This window comes from Prescottella defluvii, assembly GCF_000738775.1.
Taxonomy (GTDB): Bacteria; Actinomycetota; Actinomycetes; order Mycobacteriales; family Mycobacteriaceae; genus Prescottella; species Prescottella defluvii.
This window is the reverse complement of record NZ_JPOC01000006.1, coordinates 38,326-60,054: the sequence shown is the minus strand read 5'-3', so window position 1 is coordinate 60,054 and position 21,729 is coordinate 38,326. Positions and strand designations below refer to the sequence as shown.

Here is a 21,729-nt window from a genome sequence, read left to right as displayed (position 1 = left end):
GCCGATTCGCGCGTGTGGGGGCACACGGGGGAAGCTGTAACCATGACCATCGAGACCTCTGCCAGCACCGAGGCTGCCCGCGCCCAGATCGGCGTCACCGGGCTGGCCGTTATGGGATCCAACATCGCCCGCAACTTTGCTCGCCACGGCCACACCGTGGCGCTGCACAACCGCAGTGTCGCCAAGACCGATGCGCTGATCGCCGAGCACGGTGACGACGGTGATTTCGTCCGGACCGAGACCATCGAGGAGTTCGTCGGCGCGCTGCAGAAGCCGCGACGCGTGCTGATCATGGTCAAAGCCGGCGACGCCACGGATTCGGTCATCGAGGAACTCGCGAACGCGATGGAGCCCGGCGACATCATCATCGACGGCGGCAACGCGCTGTACACCGACACGATCCGTCGTGAGGCGGCGCTGCGCGAGCGTGGCCTGCACTTCGTCGGCGCCGGCATCTCCGGCGGCGAGGAGGGCGCGCTCAACGGCCCGTCGATCATGCCGGGCGGCCCCAAGGAGTCGTACGCGGCGCTGGGCCCGCTGCTCGAGTCGATCTCGGCGCACGTCGACGGCACCCCGTGCTGCACGCACATCGGCCCGGACGGCTCCGGCCATTTCGTGAAGATGGTGCACAACGGCATCGAGTACGCCGACATGCAGCTGATCGGCGAGGCGTACAACCTGTTCCGCGACGCCCTCGGCTTCGACGCCGAGCAGGTCGCCGACGTGTTCACCGAGTGGAACGGCGGCGACCTCGAGAGCTACCTGGTGGAGATCACCGCCGAGGTGCTGCGCCAGAAGGACGCCAAGACCGGCAAGGCCCTCGTCGACGTCATCGTCGACGCCGCCGAGCAGAAGGGCACCGGCCGCTGGACGGTCAAGTCCGCGCTGGACCTGGGTGTGCCGGTCACCGGCATCGCCGAGGCAGTGTTCGCGCGCGCCCTGTCCGGTTCGCGCGAGCAGCGCAAGGCCGCGCAGGGACTGGCGTCCGGTGCACTCGGCGCCAAGCCCACCGATGTCGCGCAGTTCACCGAGGACATCCGTCGCGCGCTGTACGCGTCGAAGATCGTCGCGTACGCGCAGGGCTTCGACCAGATCCGCGCCGGCAGCGACGAGTACGGCTGGGATCTCACCCCGGGCGACATGGCCACGATCTGGCGCGGCGGCTGCATCATCCGCGCCCGCTTCCTGAACCGGATCAAGGAGGCGTACGACACCAACCCGGATCTGACGTCGCTCATCGTGGAGCCGTACTTCCGCGAGGCGATCGAGACCGCGATCGACAGCTGGCGTCGGGTCGTCGTCACCGCGACCACGCTCGGCATCCCGGTGCCGGCGTTCGCGTCGTCGCTGTCGTACTACGACGGTCTGCGCGCCGAGCGGCTGCCGGCCGCGCTGACGCAGGGTCAGCGTGACTTCTTCGGCGCTCACACCTACGAGCGGGTCGACATGCCGGGCAAGTTCCACACCCTCTGGAGCGGCGACCGCTCCGAGATCGAGGCCTGAGTCTCCTCACCGGACAGGTGAATCGGGGCGGACGCTACGGCGTCCGCCCCGATTCGTGTGTCAGGCCCCGTGCAGCCGACGGTGCAGCGCGTGCACGTCCTCGACCAGCTCCGGGATCGGCCCGACGACGGTGACACCGGGGGCGACGGCCCGGATCGGCAGCGGGGCCACCGGCGCCGGCGGCACCCCCATCTCGGTGAGCCAGCCCACCAACTGCTCGGTGGAGGCCACGTAGACGATGCGGCCCAGACCCACCCACGCGTGCGCGGCCGCGCACATCGGGCAGTGCTCCCCCGACGTGTACACCGTCGCGGCAGCGCGTTCCTCGACCGTCAGGTGTTCGGCGGCCCAGCGGGCCAGCTCGAACTCCGGATGCCGGGTCCGGTCTCCGTCGGCGATGCGGTTGCGGTCCTCGGCGACGGCGGTCCCGTCGGCGGTCGCCAACACCGAGCCGAACGGCTCGTCACCGGCCTCGAGCGCCTCGGCCGCCAGTTCGACGCACCGCCGCAGATGCCGGAACTCGGTTTCGGACACCGGTGCTCCGGAACGATCGGATTCGGACACGACTACCTCCTCGCGCGTTGCGGACGCCGGGACCCGTCCGCATGGAATCCTGGATTGTGCCACCCGGCGGTAACCTGTGACTTCACGCGCGACCTGCGTTCGTGCCGGGTCTGGTGCCCGGTTCTTCACCGGCCCTCATGGAGGCACCCCATCCCGATGCCCGACAGCTCCGACGTCACCTTCGCCCGCCTGGGACTCCCGCCCACGCTCGTGCACGCGCTGGGCCGAGACGGGGTGAAGACGCCGTTCCCGATCCAGGCGGCGACGATCCCGGACATCCTCGCCGGACGGGACGTCCTCGGCCGCGCGCCGACCGGTTCCGGCAAGACCCTGGCGTTCGGGTTGCCGATGCTGGTGCGGCTCATCGGGAAGGCGAGCCGGCCGGGCCGGCCCCGCGGCGTGGTGCTCGCGCCCACCCGGGAGCTGGCCGCCCAGATCGACAAGGCGCTCGACGAGGCGGCACTGTCGCTGGGCCTGCGGATCGCGCTGCTGGTCGGCGGGGTCCCGTTCAAGGCGCAGGCGGTGCGGCTGTCCCGGGTCGCGGACATCGTGGTCGGTACGCCCGGGCGGATCGCCGACCACCTGGCACAGGGCACCATCGTGCTCGACGACGTCGTCGTCACCACCGTCGACGAGGCCGATCACATGGCCGAGTTGGGGTTCCTGCCGCAGGTGACGGAGGTGCTCGACCGGACACCCGCGCAGGCGCAGCGGCTGCTGTTCTCCGCGACGCTCGACGGCGAGGTCGACGCCCTGGTCCGCCGCTACCTCACCGATCCGGTGCTGCACGCGACGGCACCGCCGGAGGCGTCGGTGGAGACGATGACGCACCACGTGCTGTACGTCGACCGGGCCGACAAGCCGGAGGTCGTCGCGCGGATCGCGTCCCGGTCGGGGCGCACACTGCTGTTCGTGCGGACCAAACACGGCGTCGACCGGCTGCACGAGCAGTTGCGGGCCGTCGGTGTCGACGCGGGTGCGCTGCACGGCGACAAGCCGCAGGGGCACCGGACGCGGACGCTCGCGGAGTTCACCGACGGCACCCGGCCGGTCCTCGTGGCCACGGACGTCGCCGCGCGCGGCATCCACGTCGACGATGTCTCCCTCGTCGTCCACGTCGATCCGCCGACCGAGGCCAAGGCGTACCTGCACCGTGCCGGTCGCACCGCCCGCGCCGGCGAATCCGGCTCGGTGGTCACGCTGGTCGCCGAGGACGAGCGCGCCCCCGCCGCCAAGGTGATGCGCGCGGCCGGGGTCGACGTCGAACCGATCACCGTCGGGCCGAACGACCCCCGGCTGGCCGAGATCACCGGGGCACGCCGCCCCAGCGGCGTCCCGGTGCCGGAGCCGCCGGCCCGCGAAGTCGCGAAGGACGAGCGGCCCACCCGGGTGTCCCTGCGGGGCACGGCGCTGCCGCCCCGCGGCGCGGCAGCGGAGAAGGGCCGTGGCGGCGCGCAGCAACCCGGCCGCGGCGACCAGCGTCGGGCACGGCCCGGGTCGCCGCCGCGGAGCCGCAGACGCCGCGGGGGTGCGTGAGTCCGATGCTCGCCTCCGTCCTGTGCGCACTGATCGCGGCATTCCTGTTCGCGTGTGCCTCGGTCGCGCAGCAGAGCGCGGCGGCGCAGGTCCCGGAGGAGCAGTCCCTCATCGCATCGCTGATGCGCAGTCCCCGCTGGTGGGCGGGCCTGCTCGGCGACGGCGGCGGCTATCTGATGCAGGTGGTGGCGCTGGCGCTGGGATCGGTGCTGGTGGTGCAACCGCTGCTGGTCACGGCGCTGCTGTTCGCGTTGCCGCTGTCGGCGCGGTTCTCCGGAACCCGGTTCCCGCGCAGCTCGTGGGGTCTTGCGGTCGCGCTCAGTGCCGCGCTGGCGGTGTTTCTCGTCGTCGGCAACCCCACCGAGGGCGGCACCGACGCACCGTGGGCGCGGTGGGCGCTCCCGCTGACGGTGACCGTGGTCGCCATCGCGGTCGCGACACTGGTCGGGCTGTCCCCGCGGGTCGCACCCGGGCGCCGGGCGCTGCTGCTCGGCGCGGCGAGCGGTGCGCTGTACGGGGTGGCGGTGGCGTTCACCAAGTATGTGACCGATCTCCTCGAGCGCGGGTTCGTCGAGGTCGTCGGTGCGTGGCAGACGTATGCGCTGCTCGCGGCCGGGATCGCCGGGGTGTATCTGCAGCAGCGTGCCTTCCAGGTGGGCCCGCTGTCGGCGTCGCTGCCGGCCATGACGATCGGCGAACCGGTGATCGCGATCTTCCTCGGGATGACGGTGCTCGACGAACGCCTGCGTGTCTCCGGTGCCGGGATCGCGGTCATCGCGGTCGCGGCCGCCGTCATGGTGTGGACCACGATCGCGCTCTCCCGCGGTCAGGCGACGCTGCAGCCGGCACCGGCGCCGGTCACGCGCTGACGGGAATGTCCCGCGCCCGGCCGGCGTTGCCACCCCTGAGAATAAAATCAAATCTTCAACTAACGACTCGCTCGACGCCACCTGGAGGAACCATGGGCACACCCACCCGTACGGGACAGACCTTCCGCCTCGACGGACCGTGGCCGGGACTGGACCCGTTCCTGTTCGCCGTCCACCACGTCGACCACTACCCGGAGGGCACCGCGGACCTGACGCCCGCCGTCGACGTCTCCGACCGCCCGCTCGGCCAGGACTTCGGCCACCCGTCCGGCTGGAACATGTACCACGGCACCACGGTGCCCGGGTTCCCCGCGCACCCGCACCGCGGCTTCGAGACCATCACGATCGTGCGACGCGGCTTCGTCGACCACGCCGACTCCACCGGCGCGTCCGCCCGCTACGGCGGCGGCGACGTCCAGTGGGTCACCGCGGGCGGCGGCGTCAGCCACTCGGAGATGTTCCCCCTGCTGAACCAGGACCGGGACAACGACTTCGAGCTGTACCAGATCTGGCTCAACCTGCCGGCCCGCGACAAGTCCGCGCCGGCGGAGTTCAAGATGCTGTGGAACGAGGACATCCCCGACGTCGAGGTCGCCGGCGAGGCCGGCACCGCGCGGGTGCGGGTGATCGCCGGACGGTTCGGGGACACCGACGCCCTGACGCCACCGGCACGCTCGTGGGCGGGCGCGGACAGTTCCGATGTGGCCATCTGGCTGCTGGACCTCGAACCCGGTGCGGTGGTGGAACTCCCCGCCGCGACCTCCGCCGACGCCCGGCGGGTGCTCTACGTCCACGGCGACGGGGCCCGCGTCGACATCGACGGCGCCGCCGTCGACTCCGGATGGGGTTACGCGCCCGACGACAGCGATGCCCTGTCGCTGCGCGCCGAAAGCAGGTCGACGGTGCTGGTGCTGCAGGGCGTGCCGATCGGGGAACCGGTCGCGGCGCAGGGCCCGTTCGTCATGAACACCGACCGCGAGATCGCCCAGGCGTACCACGAGTACCGGACCACCCGGTTCGGTGGCTGGCCGTGGCCGTCGGAGGCCCCCGTCCACGACCGTGAGAGCGGCCGCTTCGCCCGCTACGGCGACGGCCGGCTCGAACGCCCGGATTCGGCACAGGCCTGATTCCCGGTACAGCGGCGGTGCGGGAAGTACGCTCGGCCACTGTGGAGTTCCTCGCAGGGCACCGCCCGCCGTACGACCTCACCTACGACGACGTGTTCCTCGTCCCGAACCGGACCGACGTCGCGTCGCGTTTCGACGTGAATCTCGCGACGTCGGACGGGTCCGGGTCCACGATCCCGATCGTCGTCGCCAACATGACCGCGGTCGCCGGACGGCGGATGGCCGAGACCGTCGCCCGGCGCGGCGGGCTCGTGGTGATCCCGCAGGACGTGCCGGCGTCCGCGGTCGCCGAGACCGTCGCCTTCGTCAAGAGCCGGCACCTGGTGGCGGACACCCCGATCACCCTCGGCCCCGAGGCCGCCGTCTCGGATGCGCTGACGCTGCTGCACAAGCGCGCGCACGGGGCCGCGGTCGTCGTCGACGGCGGCAGACCCGTCGGGGTGCTCACCGAGGCGTCCTGCACGGGCGTGGACCGGTTCACGCGCGTCGGCGCCGTCGCCGTCCGCGATTTCGCGACCGCCCCGGTCACCGCGACACCCCGCGAGGTGTTCGCCCTGCTCGAGTCGCGGCACGACCCGCTCGCGGTGATCGTCGACGCCGACGGCCTGCTCACCGGGGTGCTCACCCGCACCGGCGCGATCCGGGCCGGGATCTACACCCCCGCGGTCGACGCGCACGACCGGTTGCGGATCGCGGCCGCCGTCGGGGTCAACGGGGACGTCGCGGCGAAGGCGAAGGCACTGGCCGAGGCGGGCGCCGACCTGCTGGTGCTCGACACCGCGCACGGCCACCAGCAGCGGATGATCGACGCCCTGCGCGCGGTCGCCGCGCTGGGGTTGGGCGTGCCGCTCGTGGCCGGCAACGTGGTGTCCGCCCGCGGCACCCGGGACCTGATCGAGGCCGGCGCGAACATCGTCAAGGTCGGTGTCGGCCCGGGCGCGATGTGCACCACCCGGATGATGACCGGTGTGGGCCGGCCCCAGTTCTCGGCCGTCGCCGAATGCGCCGCCGCGGCGCGTGAACTGGGCGCGCACGTGTGGGCGGACGGCGGTGTCCGGCATCCCCGGGACGTCGCGCTCGCACTGGCGGCCGGTGCGGCGAACGTGATGGTCGGATCGTGGTTCGCGGGCACCTACGAGTCGCCCGGTGAACTGCGGATCGACCGCGACGGCAACCGGTACAAGGAGAGTTTCGGGATGGCGTCCAAACGGGCCGTCGCCGCCCGCGCCGCCCAGGACACCGCGTTCGACCGCGCCCGCAAGGGCCTGTTCGAGGAGGGCATCTCCACGTCCCGGATGCTGCTGGACCCCGCGCGCCCCGGCGTCGAGGACCTGCTCGACCACATCTGTTCCGGTGTGCGCAGCACGTGCACGTACGCCGGCGCCCGCACGCTCGACGAACTGCACGACAAGGCCGTCGTCGGTGTCCAGTCGGCCGCCGGGTTCGCGGAGGGCCGCCCGCTCCCGACCGGTTGGTGAACACCCGCACCGACCGCGCCACCGAGTGTCCGTTTCATCCCGTTCGAGGCCTGGTCGGTACAGTGGAGGCTTCGTTTCCGGAATATGCTCGGCGCAGCATCCGTTGTTCGTGACGCATTGCGCCGCCCGACCGAGAGGACCCAGGTGCCCGAGGCACCCATACACACGCCCCCCGACACACCCGCCGCAGCCACCTCAGCGACCTCCGAAGGCTCGACCACCGAGTCCGCCGGCGTCGAAGGCTCCTCCGAAACCTCAGAGGGCTCCTCTACCGAGCCGGGAGACAAACCCGGCGGCCCCGAAACACTCGGCGAGCGGTGCTGACGTGAACATCGCAGACATCGCCCTCACCACCTTCAGCCTGGTCGGCTTCGTAGCCTTGACCGCAGGCACCGCCATCTTCGTGGCGGCGGAATTCTCCCTCACCGCCCTCGAGCGCAGCACCGTCGACGCCCACGCGCGTGACGGCGACCGACGCGCCCGACAGGTCCAGCACGCGCACCGCACGCTCTCGTTCCAGCTGTCCGGCGCGCAGCTCGGCATCACCATCACGACACTGATCACCGGTTACCTCGCGGAACCGGTGCTGGCCCGGTTCATCACCCCGCTGCTCGACGCGATCGGGTTGTCCGCATCGACATCGAGCGGGGTCTCGCTGGCGCTTGCCCTGATCATCGCGACGTCGTTCTCGATGATCTTCGGTGAACTGGTCCCGAAAAACCTGGCCATCTCCCGGCCGCTGTCCACCGCCCGCGCCACCGCCGGCCTGCAGGCCGGTTTCTCACTGATCTTCAAGTGGGCCATCAACGGTCTCAACGGCACCGCCAACTGGGTGGTTCGCCGCCTGGGCATCGAACCCGCCGAGGAGTTGCGGTCCGCACGGTCCCCGCAGGAACTCGGGTCCCTGGTCCGCACGTCCGCCGAACGCGGTTCGCTGGACGCCGGCACCGCACTGCTGGTGAACCGCTCCCTGCGGTTCGGAGACCTCAGCGCCGAGGAACTCATGACACCCCGGGTGAAGATCGAATCCCTCGAGACCGACGCGACCGTCTCCGACCTGATGGAGGCCGCGAGCCGCACCGGGTTCTCCCGGTTCCCGATCGTGGACGGCGACCTCGACAACACCGTCGGCGTCGTGCACATCAAGCACGCGTTCACCGTCCCGGCGGCGCGGCGCTCCGTCACCCGCCTCGACAGCCTCGCGCAGGCCGTCCCGGTCGTCCCGTCCACGCTCGACGGCGACTCGGTGATGGAACAGATCCGCGCCGACGGCATGCAGGTCGCGCTCGTCGTCGACGAGTACGGCGGCACCGCCGGCATGGTCACCATGGAGGACCTGATCGAGGAGATCCTCGGCGACGTCCGCGACGAACACGACGAACCGGAGATCGACGTCCAGCGGGTGGGGCACAGCTGGTCCTGCTCGGGTCTGCTGCGCACCGACGAGATCACCCGGGCCACCGGCTACACCGCGCCCGAGGGCGAGTACGACACCCTCGGCGGACTGGTCCTCACCGGCCTGGGCCGAATCCCGGTCGAGGGCGACGAGGTCCCGCTGCCCGACGCACACGGCAATCCGATCGGCCCCGACGGCCGCGGTTGGATCGCCCGGGTCCTGACGATGGACGGCCGCCGCATCGACCGGGTGCTGCTGACCCCGGTCCCCGCGATCGGCGCGACACGAGAGGAGAGCCACCGTGGGTGACCTGTTCGGTGTTCTGCTCACCGTCGTCCTGCTCGCCGGCAACGCGTTCTTCGTCGGTGCCGAATTCGCACTCATCACCGCCCGCCGCGACCGCCTCGACGCCCTCCAGGCGCAGGGCAAGAAGCGGGCCGGCACCGTCATCACCGCGGGCGAGAACCTGTCGTTGATGCTCGCCGGCGCGCAGTTGGGCATCACGATCTGCTCGATCCTGCTCGGCAAGGTCGGCGAACCGGCCATCGCGCACCTGATCGAGGCCCCGATGGACGCGCTGGGCGTCCCGGAGTCGCTGCTGCACCCCATCGCGTTCACGATCGCGCTGGGACTGGTCGTGGTCCTGCACATCCTGCTCGGCGAGATGGTCCCGAAGAACATCGCTATCGCCGGACCGGAGAAGACCGCGATGCTGCTGGTTCCGATCCACCTCGGGTTCATCAAGCTGGTGCGCCCACTGATCGGCTTCTACAACATCACCGCCAACGGCATCCTGCGGATGCTGCGCGTCGAACCGAAGGACGAACTCGACGCCACCGTCTCCTCGATCGAACTGTCCGAGATGATCGGCGAATCCCACACCGAGGGCCTGATCGACGAGGAGGAGCACCGACGTCTGACGCAGGCGCTCGAGACGGAGGGCCGCACCGTCGCCGACGTCATGATCCCGTCCGACAAGGTCCGCACGGTGCCACTGTCCGGCAACGGCACCACCCTGGGTTCGGTCGAGGAGGCGGTCATCGAGACCGGCTACTCGCGGTACCCGGTGCGCGACGCCGACGGCGCACTGGTCGGCTACCTGCATCTCAAGGACGTGCTCGACCGGGTCGCCGACGAGTCGGCCGGACCGGAGACGGTGATTCCGCGTTCCGACATCCGACGGCTGCCCCGCATCTCGGTGACCCTGCCGCTCGACGACGCCCTCGCCGGGCTGCGCCGCGCCAGCTCGCACCTGGGGGCGGTGGTCGACGCGTCCGGCGCCGTGATCGGTATCGTCGCGCTCGAGGATCTGGTCGAGGAGTTCGTCGGCACCGTACGCGACGGCACCCACCGGATCGTGGACACGATTCCCGGCCAGAAGGTGGTCTGAGAGCAAGTGAGTTCGGCAGTTCTGCCGGAAGAGGTGTGGACCGCCCGACGGGACCGCCACCACGAGGTGGTGGCGGATCTCGTCGGGCCGCACCTGCGCCGCCGCGCGGCCGGTGATCGGCACCCGGTGCACGACTTCCTGTTCACGTACTACAGCGTCAAGCCGAGTCAACTGCGGCGATGGCATCCGGGTTTCGGGACCGCGCTCGCGGGCGGCTCGGCGCGGGAATACCTGATCTACTCCGGCTACGAAGCCTGCGCGGGCTCCGACGATCTCGTGGCCCTGTCCCCCGGCGTGCTGGCGCGGCGCCGCGAGACGGTCGAGTTCGTCGCCGCACTGCTGTCCGCGACCGCCGCGCGCCGCCCGCACCTGAGCTGCTTCGGCCTGCACGAGTGGGCGATGGTCTACCGCGGCGGCAACGACGCGATCCGGCACACGCAGGTCCCACTGCGGCTCGGGCACACCGGCACCGACGAGGTGGTCGAGTCGATGCAGTTGCGCTGCACCCACTTCGACGCCTTCCGCTTCTTCACCCCCGACGCGGTCCCCCGCAACGAGGCGCCGCTGTCGCGGGACGACCAGATCGCACGGGAGCAACCGGGCTGCCTGCACGCCGGAATGGACCTGTACAAGTGGGCGACCAAGCTCGGACCGCTCGTCGAATCCGAACTCGTCATCGACTGCTTCCGACTGGCAACGGACGCGCGGGAACTCGACATGCGGGCCAGCCCCTACGACCTGTCCGACTACGGCTACGAACCCGTCCGCATCGAAACCCCGCAGGGCCGCGCCGACTACGTCCGCGAACAGGTGGCACTGGCCGAGCGGGCGACGGAACTGCGCGAACGGCTACTCGCGGCCTGCCGGGGACTGCTGTCACCTCGCACCGATCAGCCCACATCTCCCTGCTACGGCTGACCGGTTCGACGGTCCAGGGGAAGCCGGGCCCATGCGGCGGGTCGTGATCAACCTCATCCCAGCGAATTGGGGACACCTCCGGCGACCGGCGTAGCGTGCTCGAGGGCCCGATTCGGACCTGTGTCACGCACTCGAGGAGCTTTGTCGCCATGTCCCGCCCTGCCCTGCCGCTGACGGCGGGCACGTTCCTGCTCGCCGCCGCACTCACCGGATGTTCCGCATCCGACACCCCGGCCGCCCCGGAGTCGACGACCGTGACGGAGGTCGTCACCGAGACCGTGACAGCACCGGCGACCGCGCAATCCCAGGTCGAGGAGCCGCTCCCCATGGCCCCCATCGATGGTCCCTGCACCCTGAACCAGGCGGGCGCCCGTGTCATGGTCGTGCAGGGCACTGTCGAGTGCGGCACACTCAACGAGGTGTGGGCGGCGGCAGTCGCCGATCCCGCGTTCGCCATCCACGGCAACCGCAACACCATCGTCGTCGGCGACTGGACGTGCCGCGCGCACGAGACCGCACCGGTCCCCACTGGATTCTGCGAGGACGCCGGCTACCGCAACAAGTTCAAGGTGGTGCGGGCCGGCTGACCGGCACCCGCCGGTTCGATCGTTCGCGGCACCGGCACGAGTTCGTGCCCCCGCTGCTCCGCTACGCTCCGAGCGATTCGTCCAGTTGCATTCGGGGGGCCGTTCGATGCGCGACACACGCCTGGTTCAGACCGCGGTTCTGAAGCATGCCGGATCCGACAGGCCCGTGCTGATGCCGATGGAACGCTGGGATGCGCTCGCACTGCGCGCTGCGATCGCCCAGCAGAGTCTGTGGTGCGGGCACCTGCTGGGTGGATGCGGGCGCCAGTTGTCCACGCGCATCGGTCGGGAACGGGTACCGCACTTCGCGCATTTCCCGAACGCCGACGGCACCCTCACCTCGTGTCACCGCCTCCACACGGACGGTTCGAGCGCCGACCACCTGTTCATCAACCACGGCGTCCGAGATCTGTTGCACCGTCACGGACGCCGACCGGGCAGGACCAGATTCGACGGCGAGTTCGACAGCGGCGGCGGATGTCACTGGATCACGATCGACCTCGCCGACGCGCAGGGAGTGGTGGTGGTCGCGCTCCGTGGCGCCGACCTGTCGGACTGGGAAGAGCGGGAGGATCGCCTCCGCGCGTCGTCGCCATGGATCAGCTGGTTGTTCGGGCCGGGTCTTCGAGCGCCGCAACGTCTGCTGCACCGGGACGGCTTCGCGGTGCACCTGATGTTCGACGAGCGAGCCCCGGGGCGGCCGATGAAGCTCGGCACCCAACTCCTCGCCGCCCCGACGGAGTGGATCGATCTCCACGACGCACGATTCGGCGATGACGGACTTGTCACACCGGCTGCGGCCGACGCACGGTGCGCCCGCCGCGATGCCGCGATCCCACCCACACCGATGCTGGTTCCTGAGCCGCAACTCCCGGCGCCGACGGCGATGCCCGTGCCGTCACCGGTTCCGGGAGCTCGAATGGTGCCGCTCGACAACGGGATCGAGATGTCACTACCGGAACTCCGCGTGCTCCTGGGCCGACTCGCGCAGCGGAGCGGGTTCGCCGGGGATGCCGACAAGTCCCGTGCCATCGCCGAACACGCCCGATCGCTGGACGATGCCCCCGTCGACAGCATCGCGTTTCCGCTCTGGCTTCAGCGCGCGATCGCTGCCGAACTGGGGGTGCCGGACAACCGCGCCGACGACGGCGCACAACCGGCGGATCCGGGGCCGTCCGTGGATGCGATTCCGTTGCACGACGACGTCATCGCAGTGCTGCGCGACGTGGGGTGGGATCCGACGACCGACCTCAAACGCATGCGGTGGCTGAAACTGGCATCCGTCCACAGCAGCTATCTCTACGAGAACCGCACGATCGAGGCGGACCCGAAGGTGCTACACATGCTTGCGGAGGTCGGCAAACGATGGCTCGGCCTCGCGATCCTCGACAGTTTCGCCCTCGAATACCGGGCGAAGTCCGCGGGTGAGCAAAGCCAGGTCCTCGCGAACCTCCGCGCCGCGTTCTTCGACGCGCTCGGCACTCGGTCGAGACTGGCTCGCCATCACATCCTCGGGCGCGGCGAGGCACTGGCGATGCAGAACGACGCGTACCGGGCCAAGTCCCGCGTCGAGGTCGACGGCGTGCTGCAGATCTGCGGCGCGGTCGCACTCTGGGGTGGTGTCGATTCTCTCTACGAACTGGCCCGGCGCTGGTACCCCGAGGTCAAGGAGGCAGTCCGCGGCGGGGACGGTGCAGCTGAGTCCGTTGATTGGAAGACCGCGCTCATCCAGCTCGACGCGTCGATTGCCTTCGACGGCACGGCATCCGGCCCTGATCACGACAAGACGTTCATCGTCACGGCAACCGATCGACGAGGCCGGACCGGCCGCGGCGTAGGACCAAGCAGGAAGCGCGCGGAACGCGCGGCCTGTGAGGACTTCGTGCGTACTCACTCTCCGCAGGAGGCCGCGCGGCTGATCTCGTCGGTGCGGACCTCGTTCCGGTACGAACCCCAGGTTCGACCGCAGCCACTGCCGCGAGACCAGTACGCGGCGCATTGGCGTGCCGTCGGCGCTGCGCGGCGCATGTTCGATCTGCCACCGGATGCCGACACCTACCTGGCGCAGGCGCTCATCCACAGCTCCTGGGTGTACGAGAACCGCGCCGTGGCCAGCCTCGCTCGGCAGCACGACAACGCCGTGCTCGCGCATCACGGCTCGGCGGTCGTCGATGCCCTCACCGCACACCGCCGCGCCGAACAGGTCTTGTCGTCGAGCCTCACCCCGACCGCCGACGACGCCCGAGTCACGACCCCGCCGGAGAAGGTGTGGCGGGACGCCTTCACGGCGACCGCGTTGGCACCGGGACTGCTCCTCGGCAAGGGGGAAGGACAGCATCCGGCGCGGTCCTACGCGAATGCGATGCAGGCAATGCTGGCCGTGGCGTGGCGATTCCGCGGGCGAGACCTGTTGCGTGCGATGCCCACCGAACTGATCGACCACGTCAACCAGGCGTCGGACGGTTCGACCGACCACTACACCCGCCTCGTGGAGTCGTGCCGGCCCTTCGGCATCGAGTTCGAGGAAACCTACGAGGCGACGGGCCCCGATCATCAGCGGACGTTCACGTGCACACTGACCATGACCTCACAGGAGGGGCGCCATGCGATCACCGGAGCGCCCACGATGTCGAAGTCGCTCGCGAAGCAGGGAGTAGCCGGTCGAGTACTTGCGATCGTCGAGACCACATCCAGCTGCGATGACTGGCAGGTCGATGCGAACGATCCGGCACTGGCGGAGTTTCTGCTGCGGAGCCAGCTGACACGGTGTGCACAGGTCAAGCAGTCCCACCTGACTCGGCTCGTCAGTCGAGGAGCGCTGGGTGTCACGTACCTGCTGACCGAGGACATTCCGGCGTTCGCGGCATGGGCGCAACAGGTCGAGGAGTTGACCGGCGGCATCGACGGTGACGAGGCCGAGGAGTTGCGACGCTTCTACGTTCGATGCCTGCGTGACGTCGGCAGCGCCCCCGCTTCCAAGAAGCCGCTCCGGGCGGCGTTGGATCACCTTCGCCGGCAGGCGCGCGGCCTAGGCCTGTCCGACAGCGATCGGCGCCTTCTCGATGTGGCCCACCGGGTGATCCGAACAAGTCTCGAACACGACGACCGGGACCACGCGGCCACCGCGGAAACGGTGCAATGGATCGTCGTGGCCGCGGACCGGCGCGGCGGCCGTGCCCGTGTGCGGCAGGAGTCGGACGAGTTCACCGTCGTCGTTTCCGACGTCGATCCCAGCGAATTGTCGGACCCGTTCGTGTCCCTGATGCGGGCACAGTTTCCCACACTCACTGTCGAGGTCGGCGAGTCCGCGATCACCATCGGCTGCGAGCCCGTTCCGGCTGCCCGGTCGATTCTGCAAGCGGGCGCACTGGCGTCAGCGGACACATCGATGCCTGTCCGCCGCTCCGTCTACGACGCTGTTCTCTCGCTGCACGATGCAGTCGGGGCCGGCGACCCGGAATCGATCGAGGCCGCGGTGGACGAGCTTGATCGACTCCTCGGGTCCTAGTCACGCACTCGCCGGCTACGCCGTCACGGCACCCGGTAGGTCCATTCCGGGTTCGCGAACTTCGTCTCGACCAGCTCGCGCGCGGCGGCCAGTTCGGCGTCGGTGTAGGTGCTGGTGCGGGTCTCGTAGCGGGCACGGAAGTGCGCGAGGAAGGCATCGATGATGGCGTCGCGGTCCATGCCGGTCTGCGAGCGCATCGGGTCGACCCGCTTGCCGGAGCTGGTGATGCCCTTGTCGGAGATCTTCTCCCGCCCGATCCGCAGCACGTCGGTCATCTTGTCGGCGTCGATGTCGTAGGCCATCGTCACGTGGTGCAGCACCGCGCCGGCGGCGAACCGCTTCTGCGCGGCCCCGGCGATCTTGCCCTGCTCGGAGGCGATGTCGTTGAGCGGCACGTAGCGGGCCTTGATGCCGACGTCGGCGAGTGCGCCCATCACCCATTGGTCGAGGAACTCGTAGGAGCGTTCGAAGCTCAGCCCGTCGACCAGTGACGTCGGCACCGCCAGCGAATAGGTGATGCAGTTGCCGGGTTCCATGAACATCGCGCCGCCGCCGGAGATGCGCCGCACGACGCCGATGCCGTGCCGGGCCGCAGCTTCCTCGTCGACCTCGTTGCGCACCGACTGGAACGAGCCGAGCACCACCAGCGGTGAATCCCAGTCCCAGAACCTCAGCGTCGGGCCGCGGTCCCCGGCGGCCACCTCACGGGTGATCACCTCGTCGAGCGCGACGTGCATCGCGGGGTCGAGCACCACCGGTTCGATGACGTCGAAGGTGTGGTCGTGCCAGCTGGTCGCGTGGCCGAGGGCGCGGCGGATCGCGATGCCGACCGATTCGGGGGTGAAGCCGATCATCGCCACGTCGTCGGCGAGTGCGCCGGTGATGGCGGCGCCGAGCTGCGTGGCGTCCGCGGTGACGGGCATCCCGGTCACCGCCGCGGTGATGTCGTCCAGCGCCTCGTCCGGTTCGAGGAAGAAGTCCCCGGACAGCGACACCCGCGACAGGCGCCCGTCCTCCGCCTCGACGTCGACCACGACCAACTTGCCACCGGAAACCTTGTACTCACCACGCACGAGAAGAAGCGTATCGGTGAGTGCGACAGAGCGGTGATGCGGGAACCGGGGACCCCTACGGTGGGACCGACGGCGGAGACGACCGAGCCGACGGGACGAGAGGATTTGCGATGACCGACACGACGAATCAGGAGGCGGCGGTCGAACTGCAGGCGACGATGTTCGACCTGCTCGGCAGGATCGCGGGACTGGAACGCGACGTGTTCCGCACCGTCGGCGCAAGCGATGCCGAGTTCGCGGCCGCGCACCGCGCCGTCGTCGACTTCGCCGAGTTCACGTTGCGTCCGTGGCACCGGGCGGCCGAGGAGTTCCTGTACCCGGCGGCCGCGCCGGTCGTCCGGGCGCAACTGCTGGTGGAGGGACTGATCGGCGAATGGCAGACCGTGGAGCAGGCGTACTCGCGGTTGTCGTGTGTGAGCACCGACCGGGTCCGGGTGACCGCCGACATCAGCGCGCTGCGGGTGCTGCTGGTGGTGATGCTGGGCAAGAGCATGGACCTACTGGTTCCGGCGCTCGCCGACGACGGTGTCCCGCTCTCCGACGCCGCGGCGAAGATGGCCACCGCGGCGGCCGCGCAACTGGCGTAGCGCGGTGACGGCCCGCCGCGTCGCACGCCGCGGGCCGTCACCGGCTCACTTCCGAGCGAGCGGGCTGTAGAACACCAGGCCGTTGCCGTTGTTGTCGTAGACCACCGCGCGCCGCTCGTGGGCGTCGTCGTACGGGCCCTTCACGATGGCCCCGCCGCCGTCCTCGATAGCCTTCGCCGCCGCATCGACGTCGGCGGTCTTGATGCCGACGACCACCTTGCCGGGGATCGGGTGGTCGACGGCAGTCGCGAGCGCGATCGTCACCGATCCCCCGTCGAGGGCGGCGAAGTGCGCGCCATCTCGGAACTTGAGAGCCATTCCGAGGGTCTCGGTGTAGAACTCGAGTGCCTCGTCCAGGTTCTCGACCGACAACATGATCATCTTGGCGTCGTAGTCGCTCACATGCACCTCCGGTAATTGATCCAATTCGGCACGGGCGGCGGCGAGTGCGCCGAACAGACCATCCGGACTTCGCCCACGGTCATCGCCGCGCCGGGTGCCCGATCATCCTCACGCACAGCCAGGTCCTGTACACCTCGACCCGCCGTCGGTGCTGCGTACAGGGGACCTGAGGCCCTACGACCTGGGGTCGTTCGGATGCGATCGATAGCGGCTTGTCGCGCCCAGCCCACCGGTAAAATCCCGGTCAGTTGCTTCTCCCTGAGGTCCTGACAGCCAAAGGAGTTCGACGATGACAGTCTCACGACGTGGACTCTTCGGAATGACGGGTTCGATCGCCGCGCTCGGCTGGCTGGGTACGCGAACGGCCTCGGCCGCACCGGGTGCACCTGTTCCCCCGGCACCGGTTCCGATCCCGGATCTGCCGCCTCCCACCGTTCCGAGTCCGCTGAACTTCTCCTCGCCCCCGCTACGCCGGTTCGCCGTCGACCTGCCACGACTGCCGACGGCCCCGGCGTCGGGATCGCTCACCACCCAGTCCACCACCCACACGTACCACCCGGACCTCCCGGCGTCGACGGCCCTCGGCTACCACGCCGGCATCCTCGGCCCCACACTCGAGGCCCGTCGCGGCGCGCCGACGACGGTGTCGTTCGTCAACGCGATCGAGGTCAATCCGCTCGGGGACGCCGTCGACCTGACGATGCACGGGGCCACCGAGGAGGACCGGACGAATCCGCGGACGACGGTGCACCTGCACGGCGCCGCGAGCCGTCCCGACTCCGACGGGAATCCGTTGATCACATGGCGACGCGGCGGGGTGCAACACAACCGCTACGCGAACGACCAGGAGGCGGCGACACTCTGGTACCACGACCACTCGATGGCGAACACCCGCCTGAACGTGCAGGCCGGGCTCGCCGGCTTCTATCTGCTGCGCGACGAGTTCGACACCGGCCGCGCCGACAATCCGCTCGGGCTGCCCGCCGGGGAGTTCGAGGTGCCGATCGTGGTGCAGGACCGCATGTTCAACGCCGACGGGACGCTGCAGCCGCGGCTGGCCCGCTACCAGCCGGCCGGCTACAACCAGGGCGGCCAGTTCGGCGATGTCGCCGTGGTCAACGGTGTCGCGTGGCCACGGATGACGGTGCGGCGCGCGATGTATCGGCTGCGGCTACTGCAGGGATCGAACTCGCGCACCTACCGGTTCGGGTTCTCGAACGGGATGCGGTTCAGCGTGATCGGCAGCGACCAGGGCCTGCTCGACGCGCCCATGGACACCGACCACATAGTCATGACCTCCGGGGAACGCGCCGACCTGCTGGTCGATTTCTCGGCGCTCGCGCCGGGCGAGTCGGTGACGCTCGTCAACAACGCCCTCAACAGCTCCGGTAATGCCGTGCTCGGGGTCCCGGCGCTGCCCGAGATCATGCGGTTCGACGCGGATCAGGCAGCGGCGGCGCCGTCTCCGGTACCCGCACGGCTGCGCGGCGGTCCGGGCCTCCCCCAGCCGATTGCGCCCGCCACCACCGACGACGTCACCCGCACCCGGATCATGACGTTCCTGGCGCGCTTCGATCTGAATCGGACTGCCGCGGTGCTGCCCCTGATGGGGACGATCAACAATCTGCCGTTCCTCACCGACGACATCGACGTCGCCCGGGCCGGGACGACCGAGATCTGGCAGATCGTCAACACCTTTCCGTTCGAGCACCCCGTCCACCTGCACCTGGCCCGGTTCCGGGTACTCGGCCGGCAGAAGCTGTGGACGGCCGGCTACATGGCCACCTCGCTCCCGCCGCTCGAGGAGGACATCCGCTGGGCACCGGACCCGACCCCGTTCCTCATCGGGGAGCAGACGCAGCCGGCCGCGTGGGAGGCGAGTTGGAAGGACACCGCGCTCGTAGAGGCCGACGCGGTGCTCACCCTCCTCGTGCACTGGCCATCGGCCGAGGATCTCGGCTTCGACCCGGACGCGCCCATCCCGGTACCTCACGACGCGGAGGGGCACCACGGCCCGGGCCAGGAGATCCGCGGATACACCTGGCACTGCCACAACCTCGAACACCAGGACCACGACATGATGCAGCAGATCCGGGTACAGCGGTAGACGGGCCGACTCGCGCGCGGCGCCATTCACCGCTCCCGCCCGACCGCTCGGCGCGCCGCATCCCGGACCGCGCGGCCCGACGCGCGGCGACAGCGGCTGGTCAGTATCATCTGTGCACGATCGGCCAAACCGCCTTTCATGATCGAGTCTGCATTCGGACGCGAACCGTTCGTCCCACCGCAGTCGGCGCCCACCTCACGCGCCTCAGCTCCAGCAGCTGTATTCGTCGATGCCCCGGCCCGCGCACCGGACTGATCTCCTCCGGAAGCTACCGCCGGGTAACATTGTTGTCGTCCCGTTCAGCGTCCCGTCGTGGACGCTGCTGGTGGTACCGGAAAAGTGAGGCAGTTCAATGACTGAACGCGTGCAGGTCGGTGGTCTTCAGGTCGCCAAGGTTCTCTACGACTTCGTGAACGATGAGGCTCTTCCGGGTACCGGCGTCACCGCCGAGGCGTTCTGGGAGGGCGCGGGCAAGGTGTTCGCCGACCTGGCCCCCAAGAACAAGGCCCTGCTCGCCAAGCGCGACGACCTGCAGGCGCAGATCGACGCATGGCACCGCGAGCGCGCGGGCAAGCCCCTCGACGCCGCCGAGTACAAGGCGTTCCTCCAGGAGATCGGCTACCTGCTGCCCGAGCCGGCACCGTTCCAGGTCGCGACCGAGAACGTGGACGCAGAGATCGCCACCACCGCCGGCCCGCAGCTGGTGGTCCCGGTTCTCAACGCCCGCTTCGCGCTGAACGCGTCCAACGCCCGCTGGGGTTCGCTGTACGACGCCCTGTACGGCACCGACGCCATCTCCGAGGAAGGCGGCGCGGACAAGGGGAAGGGCTACAACAAGGTTCGCGGTGACAAGGTCATCGCGTGGGCCCGGAACTTCCTGGACACTGCCGCGCCGCTGGCGAAGGGCTCGCACACCGAGGCCACCCGCTACTTCGTCGTCGACGGCAAGCTGGCCGTCGAGCTGGGCGGCGAGGTCGTCACGACGCTGGCCGAACCCGAGAAGTTCGTCGGCTACCTCGGCGACGGCGACAACCCCACGTCGGTGCTGCTGCGCAACAACGGCCTGCACGTCGAGATCGAGATCGACCCGACCTCACCGATCGGCAAGACCGACGGCGCCGGCGTCAAGGACGTCGTGCTCGAGTCGGCGATCACCACGATCATGGACTTCGAGGACTCCGTGGCCGCCGTCGACGCCGACGACAAGGTGGTCGGCTACCGGAACTGGCTCGGCCTCAACCGCGGTGATCTCGCCGAGGAGATCAGCAAGGGCGGCAAGACGTTCACCCGCACCCTCAACGGTGACCGCACCTACACCACCCCCGCCGGCGACGAGCTCACGCTGCACGGCCGCTCACTGCTGTTCGTCCGCAACGTCGGACACCTCATGACCAACCCGGCGATCCTCGACGCCGACGGCAACGAGATGCCCGAGGGCATCCTCGACGCCCTGATCACCAGCGCATGTGCGGTGCACGGCCTGACCCGGTCCGACGACAACGGCCCGCTCGACAACTCGCGCACCGGCTCGATCTACATCGTCAAGCCCAAGCAGCACGGCCCCGAGGAGGTCGCGTTCACGACCGAGCTGTTCGGCCGTGTCGAGGAGGTCCTGGGCCTGCCCGCGAACACCCTCAAGGTCGGCATCATGGACGAGGAGCGGCGCACCACCGTCAACCTCGCGGCCTGCATCAAGGAAGCGGACCAGCGGGTGGTGTTCATCAACACCGGCTTCCTCGACCGCACCGGCGACGAGATCCACACCTCGATGGAGGCCGGCGCGATGGTGCGCAAGGCTGACATGAAGAAGCAGACGTGGATCGCCGCGTACGAGGACTGGAACGTCGACACCGGCCTCGCGACGGGTCTGCAGGGCAAGGCGCAGATCGGTAAGGGCATGTGGGCCATGACCGACCTGATGGCCGACATGCTCGAGCAGAAGATCGGCCACCCCAAGTCCGGCGCCAACACCGCGTGGGTGCCGTCGCCGACGGGTGCGACCCTGCACGCGACGCACTACCACCAGGTGGACGTGTTCGCGGTCCAGGACCAGCTGAAGGGCAAGCCGCGCGCCACGATCGACGAGATCCTCACCATCCCGCTCGCCCCGTCCACCGACTGGTCCGACGCGGAGAAGCAGCAGGAACTCGACAACAACTGCCAGTCGATCCTCGGCTACGTGGTGCGCTGGATCGACGCCGGCGTCGGCTGCTCCAAGGTGCCCGACATCCACGACGTCGCACTCATGGAGGACCGCGCGACGCTGCGCATCTCGAGCCAGTTGCTGGCGAACTGGCTGCGGCACGGCATCGTCACCGAGGCCGACGTCGTCGCGAGCCTCGAGCGAATGGCCCCGGTCGTCGACCGGCAGAACGAGGGTGACTCCACCTACCGCAACATGGCCCCGAACTTCGACTCCAACATCGCCTTCCAGGCGGCGAAGGAACTGATCCTCGAGGGCGGCAAGCAGCCCAGCGGCTACACCGAGCCGATCCTGCATCGCCGTCGCCGCGAGTTCAAGGCCGCGAGCGCCTGATCCCGCTACTCCCACCCGGCCCCGGCACCTTCCAGGTGTCGGGGCCGGGTTCGTCGGGATGTCCGGATTCGCAACTAGACTGCGTTCGTCAGGGCCGGTCAGGAGCCGGCCCTTCGGTTGTGAAGCAAGGCGGTTGAACACGTGGGCC

At 69.6% G+C, this 21,729-nt stretch carries 16 protein-coding genes; 13 read left to right on the top strand and 3 right to left on the bottom strand.

Annotated elements, in window-relative coordinates; all coding sequences use genetic code 11:
- Positions 1–42 precede the first annotated feature (42 nt).
- Positions 43–1,503, top strand: coding sequence for an NADP-dependent phosphogluconate dehydrogenase (gene gndA, locus IJ15_RS0102010; protein ID WP_031936676.1), 1,461 nt, complete (start codon positions 43–45; stop codon positions 1,501–1,503).
- A 60-nt stretch (positions 1,504–1,563) separates the two neighbouring features.
- On the opposite strand, the gene IJ15_RS0102005 is transcribed toward gndA, so the two are convergent.
- On the bottom strand, positions 1,564–2,067 hold the full coding sequence (locus IJ15_RS0102005) for a nucleoside deaminase (protein ID WP_031936675.1): 504 nt from the start codon (positions 2,065–2,067) through the stop codon (positions 1,564–1,566).
- Positions 2,068–2,223: 156 nt separating this feature from the next.
- Between IJ15_RS0102005 and IJ15_RS0102000 the strand changes: the two genes are divergently transcribed.
- The 9 genes from IJ15_RS0102000 (at position 2,224) to IJ15_RS0101960 (ending at position 14,876) form a co-directional block, all read left to right on the top strand.
- Positions 2,224–3,603: a DEAD/DEAH box helicase gene (locus IJ15_RS0102000; RefSeq protein ID WP_031936674.1), complete on the top strand. Its 1,380-nt coding sequence runs from the start codon at positions 2,224–2,226 to the stop codon at positions 3,601–3,603.
- A 5-nt stretch (positions 3,604–3,608) separates the two neighbouring features.
- Entirely contained in the window at positions 3,609–4,472 is an 864-nt protein-coding gene (locus IJ15_RS0101995; protein WP_031936673.1) for a DMT family transporter, read from the top strand.
- A 92-nt stretch (positions 4,473–4,564) separates the two neighbouring features.
- Complete coding sequence (locus IJ15_RS0101990; RefSeq protein WP_031936672.1) at positions 4,565–5,599, top strand: pirin family protein; 1,035 nt, start codon at positions 4,565–4,567, stop codon at positions 5,597–5,599.
- A gap of 41 nt (positions 5,600–5,640) precedes the next feature.
- Complete coding sequence (locus tag IJ15_RS0101985; RefSeq protein WP_031936671.1) at positions 5,641–7,077, top strand: GuaB1 family IMP dehydrogenase-related protein; 1,437 nt, start codon at positions 5,641–5,643, stop codon at positions 7,075–7,077.
- 331 nt (positions 7,078–7,408) lie between these two features.
- Positions 7,409–8,782, top strand: coding sequence for a hemolysin family protein (locus tag IJ15_RS0101980; protein ID WP_031936670.1), 1,374 nt, complete (start codon positions 7,409–7,411; stop codon positions 8,780–8,782).
- A complete protein-coding gene (locus tag IJ15_RS0101975; protein ID WP_031936669.1) occupies positions 8,775–9,863 on the top strand; it encodes a hemolysin family protein in 1,089 nt (362 codons plus the stop codon). The genes IJ15_RS0101980 and IJ15_RS0101975 overlap by 8 nt, the downstream gene beginning before the upstream one ends.
- A gap of 6 nt (positions 9,864–9,869) precedes the next feature.
- Positions 9,870–10,781: a hypothetical protein gene (locus IJ15_RS0101970; RefSeq protein ID WP_031936668.1), complete on the top strand. Its 912-nt coding sequence runs from the start codon at positions 9,870–9,872 to the stop codon at positions 10,779–10,781.
- Positions 10,782–10,930: 149 nt separating this feature from the next.
- Positions 10,931–11,368 carry a hypothetical protein gene (locus tag IJ15_RS0101965; protein ID WP_031936667.1) on the top strand — a complete coding sequence of 146 codons (438 nt, stop codon included), beginning with the start codon at positions 10,931–10,933 and terminating at the stop codon, positions 11,366–11,368.
- Positions 11,369–11,474: 106 nt separating this feature from the next.
- Positions 11,475–14,876 (top strand): hypothetical protein, encoded by a 3,402-nt coding sequence (locus IJ15_RS0101960; protein ID WP_031936666.1) that lies wholly within the window; start codon positions 11,475–11,477, stop codon positions 14,874–14,876.
- 23 nt (positions 14,877–14,899) lie between these two features.
- Here IJ15_RS0101960 and IJ15_RS0101955 read toward each other — a convergent pair whose 3' ends face one another.
- Positions 14,900–15,949 carry a lipoate--protein ligase family protein gene (locus IJ15_RS0101955; RefSeq protein ID WP_031936665.1) on the bottom strand — a complete coding sequence of 350 codons (1,050 nt, stop codon included), beginning with the start codon at positions 15,947–15,949 and terminating at the stop codon, positions 14,900–14,902.
- A 110-nt stretch (positions 15,950–16,059) separates the two neighbouring features.
- Here IJ15_RS0101955 and IJ15_RS0101950 point away from each other — a divergent pair, with 110 nt between their 5' ends.
- The gene (locus IJ15_RS0101950; protein WP_051918446.1) at positions 16,060–16,536 is read left to right on the top strand and encodes a hypothetical protein; all 477 of its coding nucleotides are present in this window, start codon (positions 16,060–16,062) and stop codon (positions 16,534–16,536) included.
- Between the two features lie 45 nt (positions 16,537–16,581).
- On the opposite strand, the gene IJ15_RS0101945 is transcribed toward IJ15_RS0101950, so the two are convergent.
- A complete protein-coding gene (locus IJ15_RS0101945; RefSeq protein ID WP_407983966.1) occupies positions 16,582–16,917 on the bottom strand; it encodes a VOC family protein in 336 nt (111 codons plus the stop codon).
- Between the two features lie 310 nt (positions 16,918–17,227).
- On the opposite strand from IJ15_RS0101945, the gene IJ15_RS0101935 reads away from it, so the two are divergent.
- Together IJ15_RS0101935 and IJ15_RS0101930 are read left to right on the top strand one after the other, a co-directional pair.
- A complete protein-coding gene (locus tag IJ15_RS0101935; RefSeq protein WP_081880533.1) occupies positions 17,228–19,045 on the top strand; it encodes a multicopper oxidase family protein in 1,818 nt (605 codons plus the stop codon).
- Positions 19,046–19,397: 352 nt separating this feature from the next.
- Positions 19,398–21,581, top strand: a complete 2,184-nt coding sequence (locus tag IJ15_RS0101930) for a malate synthase G (RefSeq protein ID WP_031936662.1) — start codon at positions 19,398–19,400, stop codon at positions 21,579–21,581.
- The last annotated feature ends 148 nt before the right edge of the window (positions 21,582–21,729 follow it).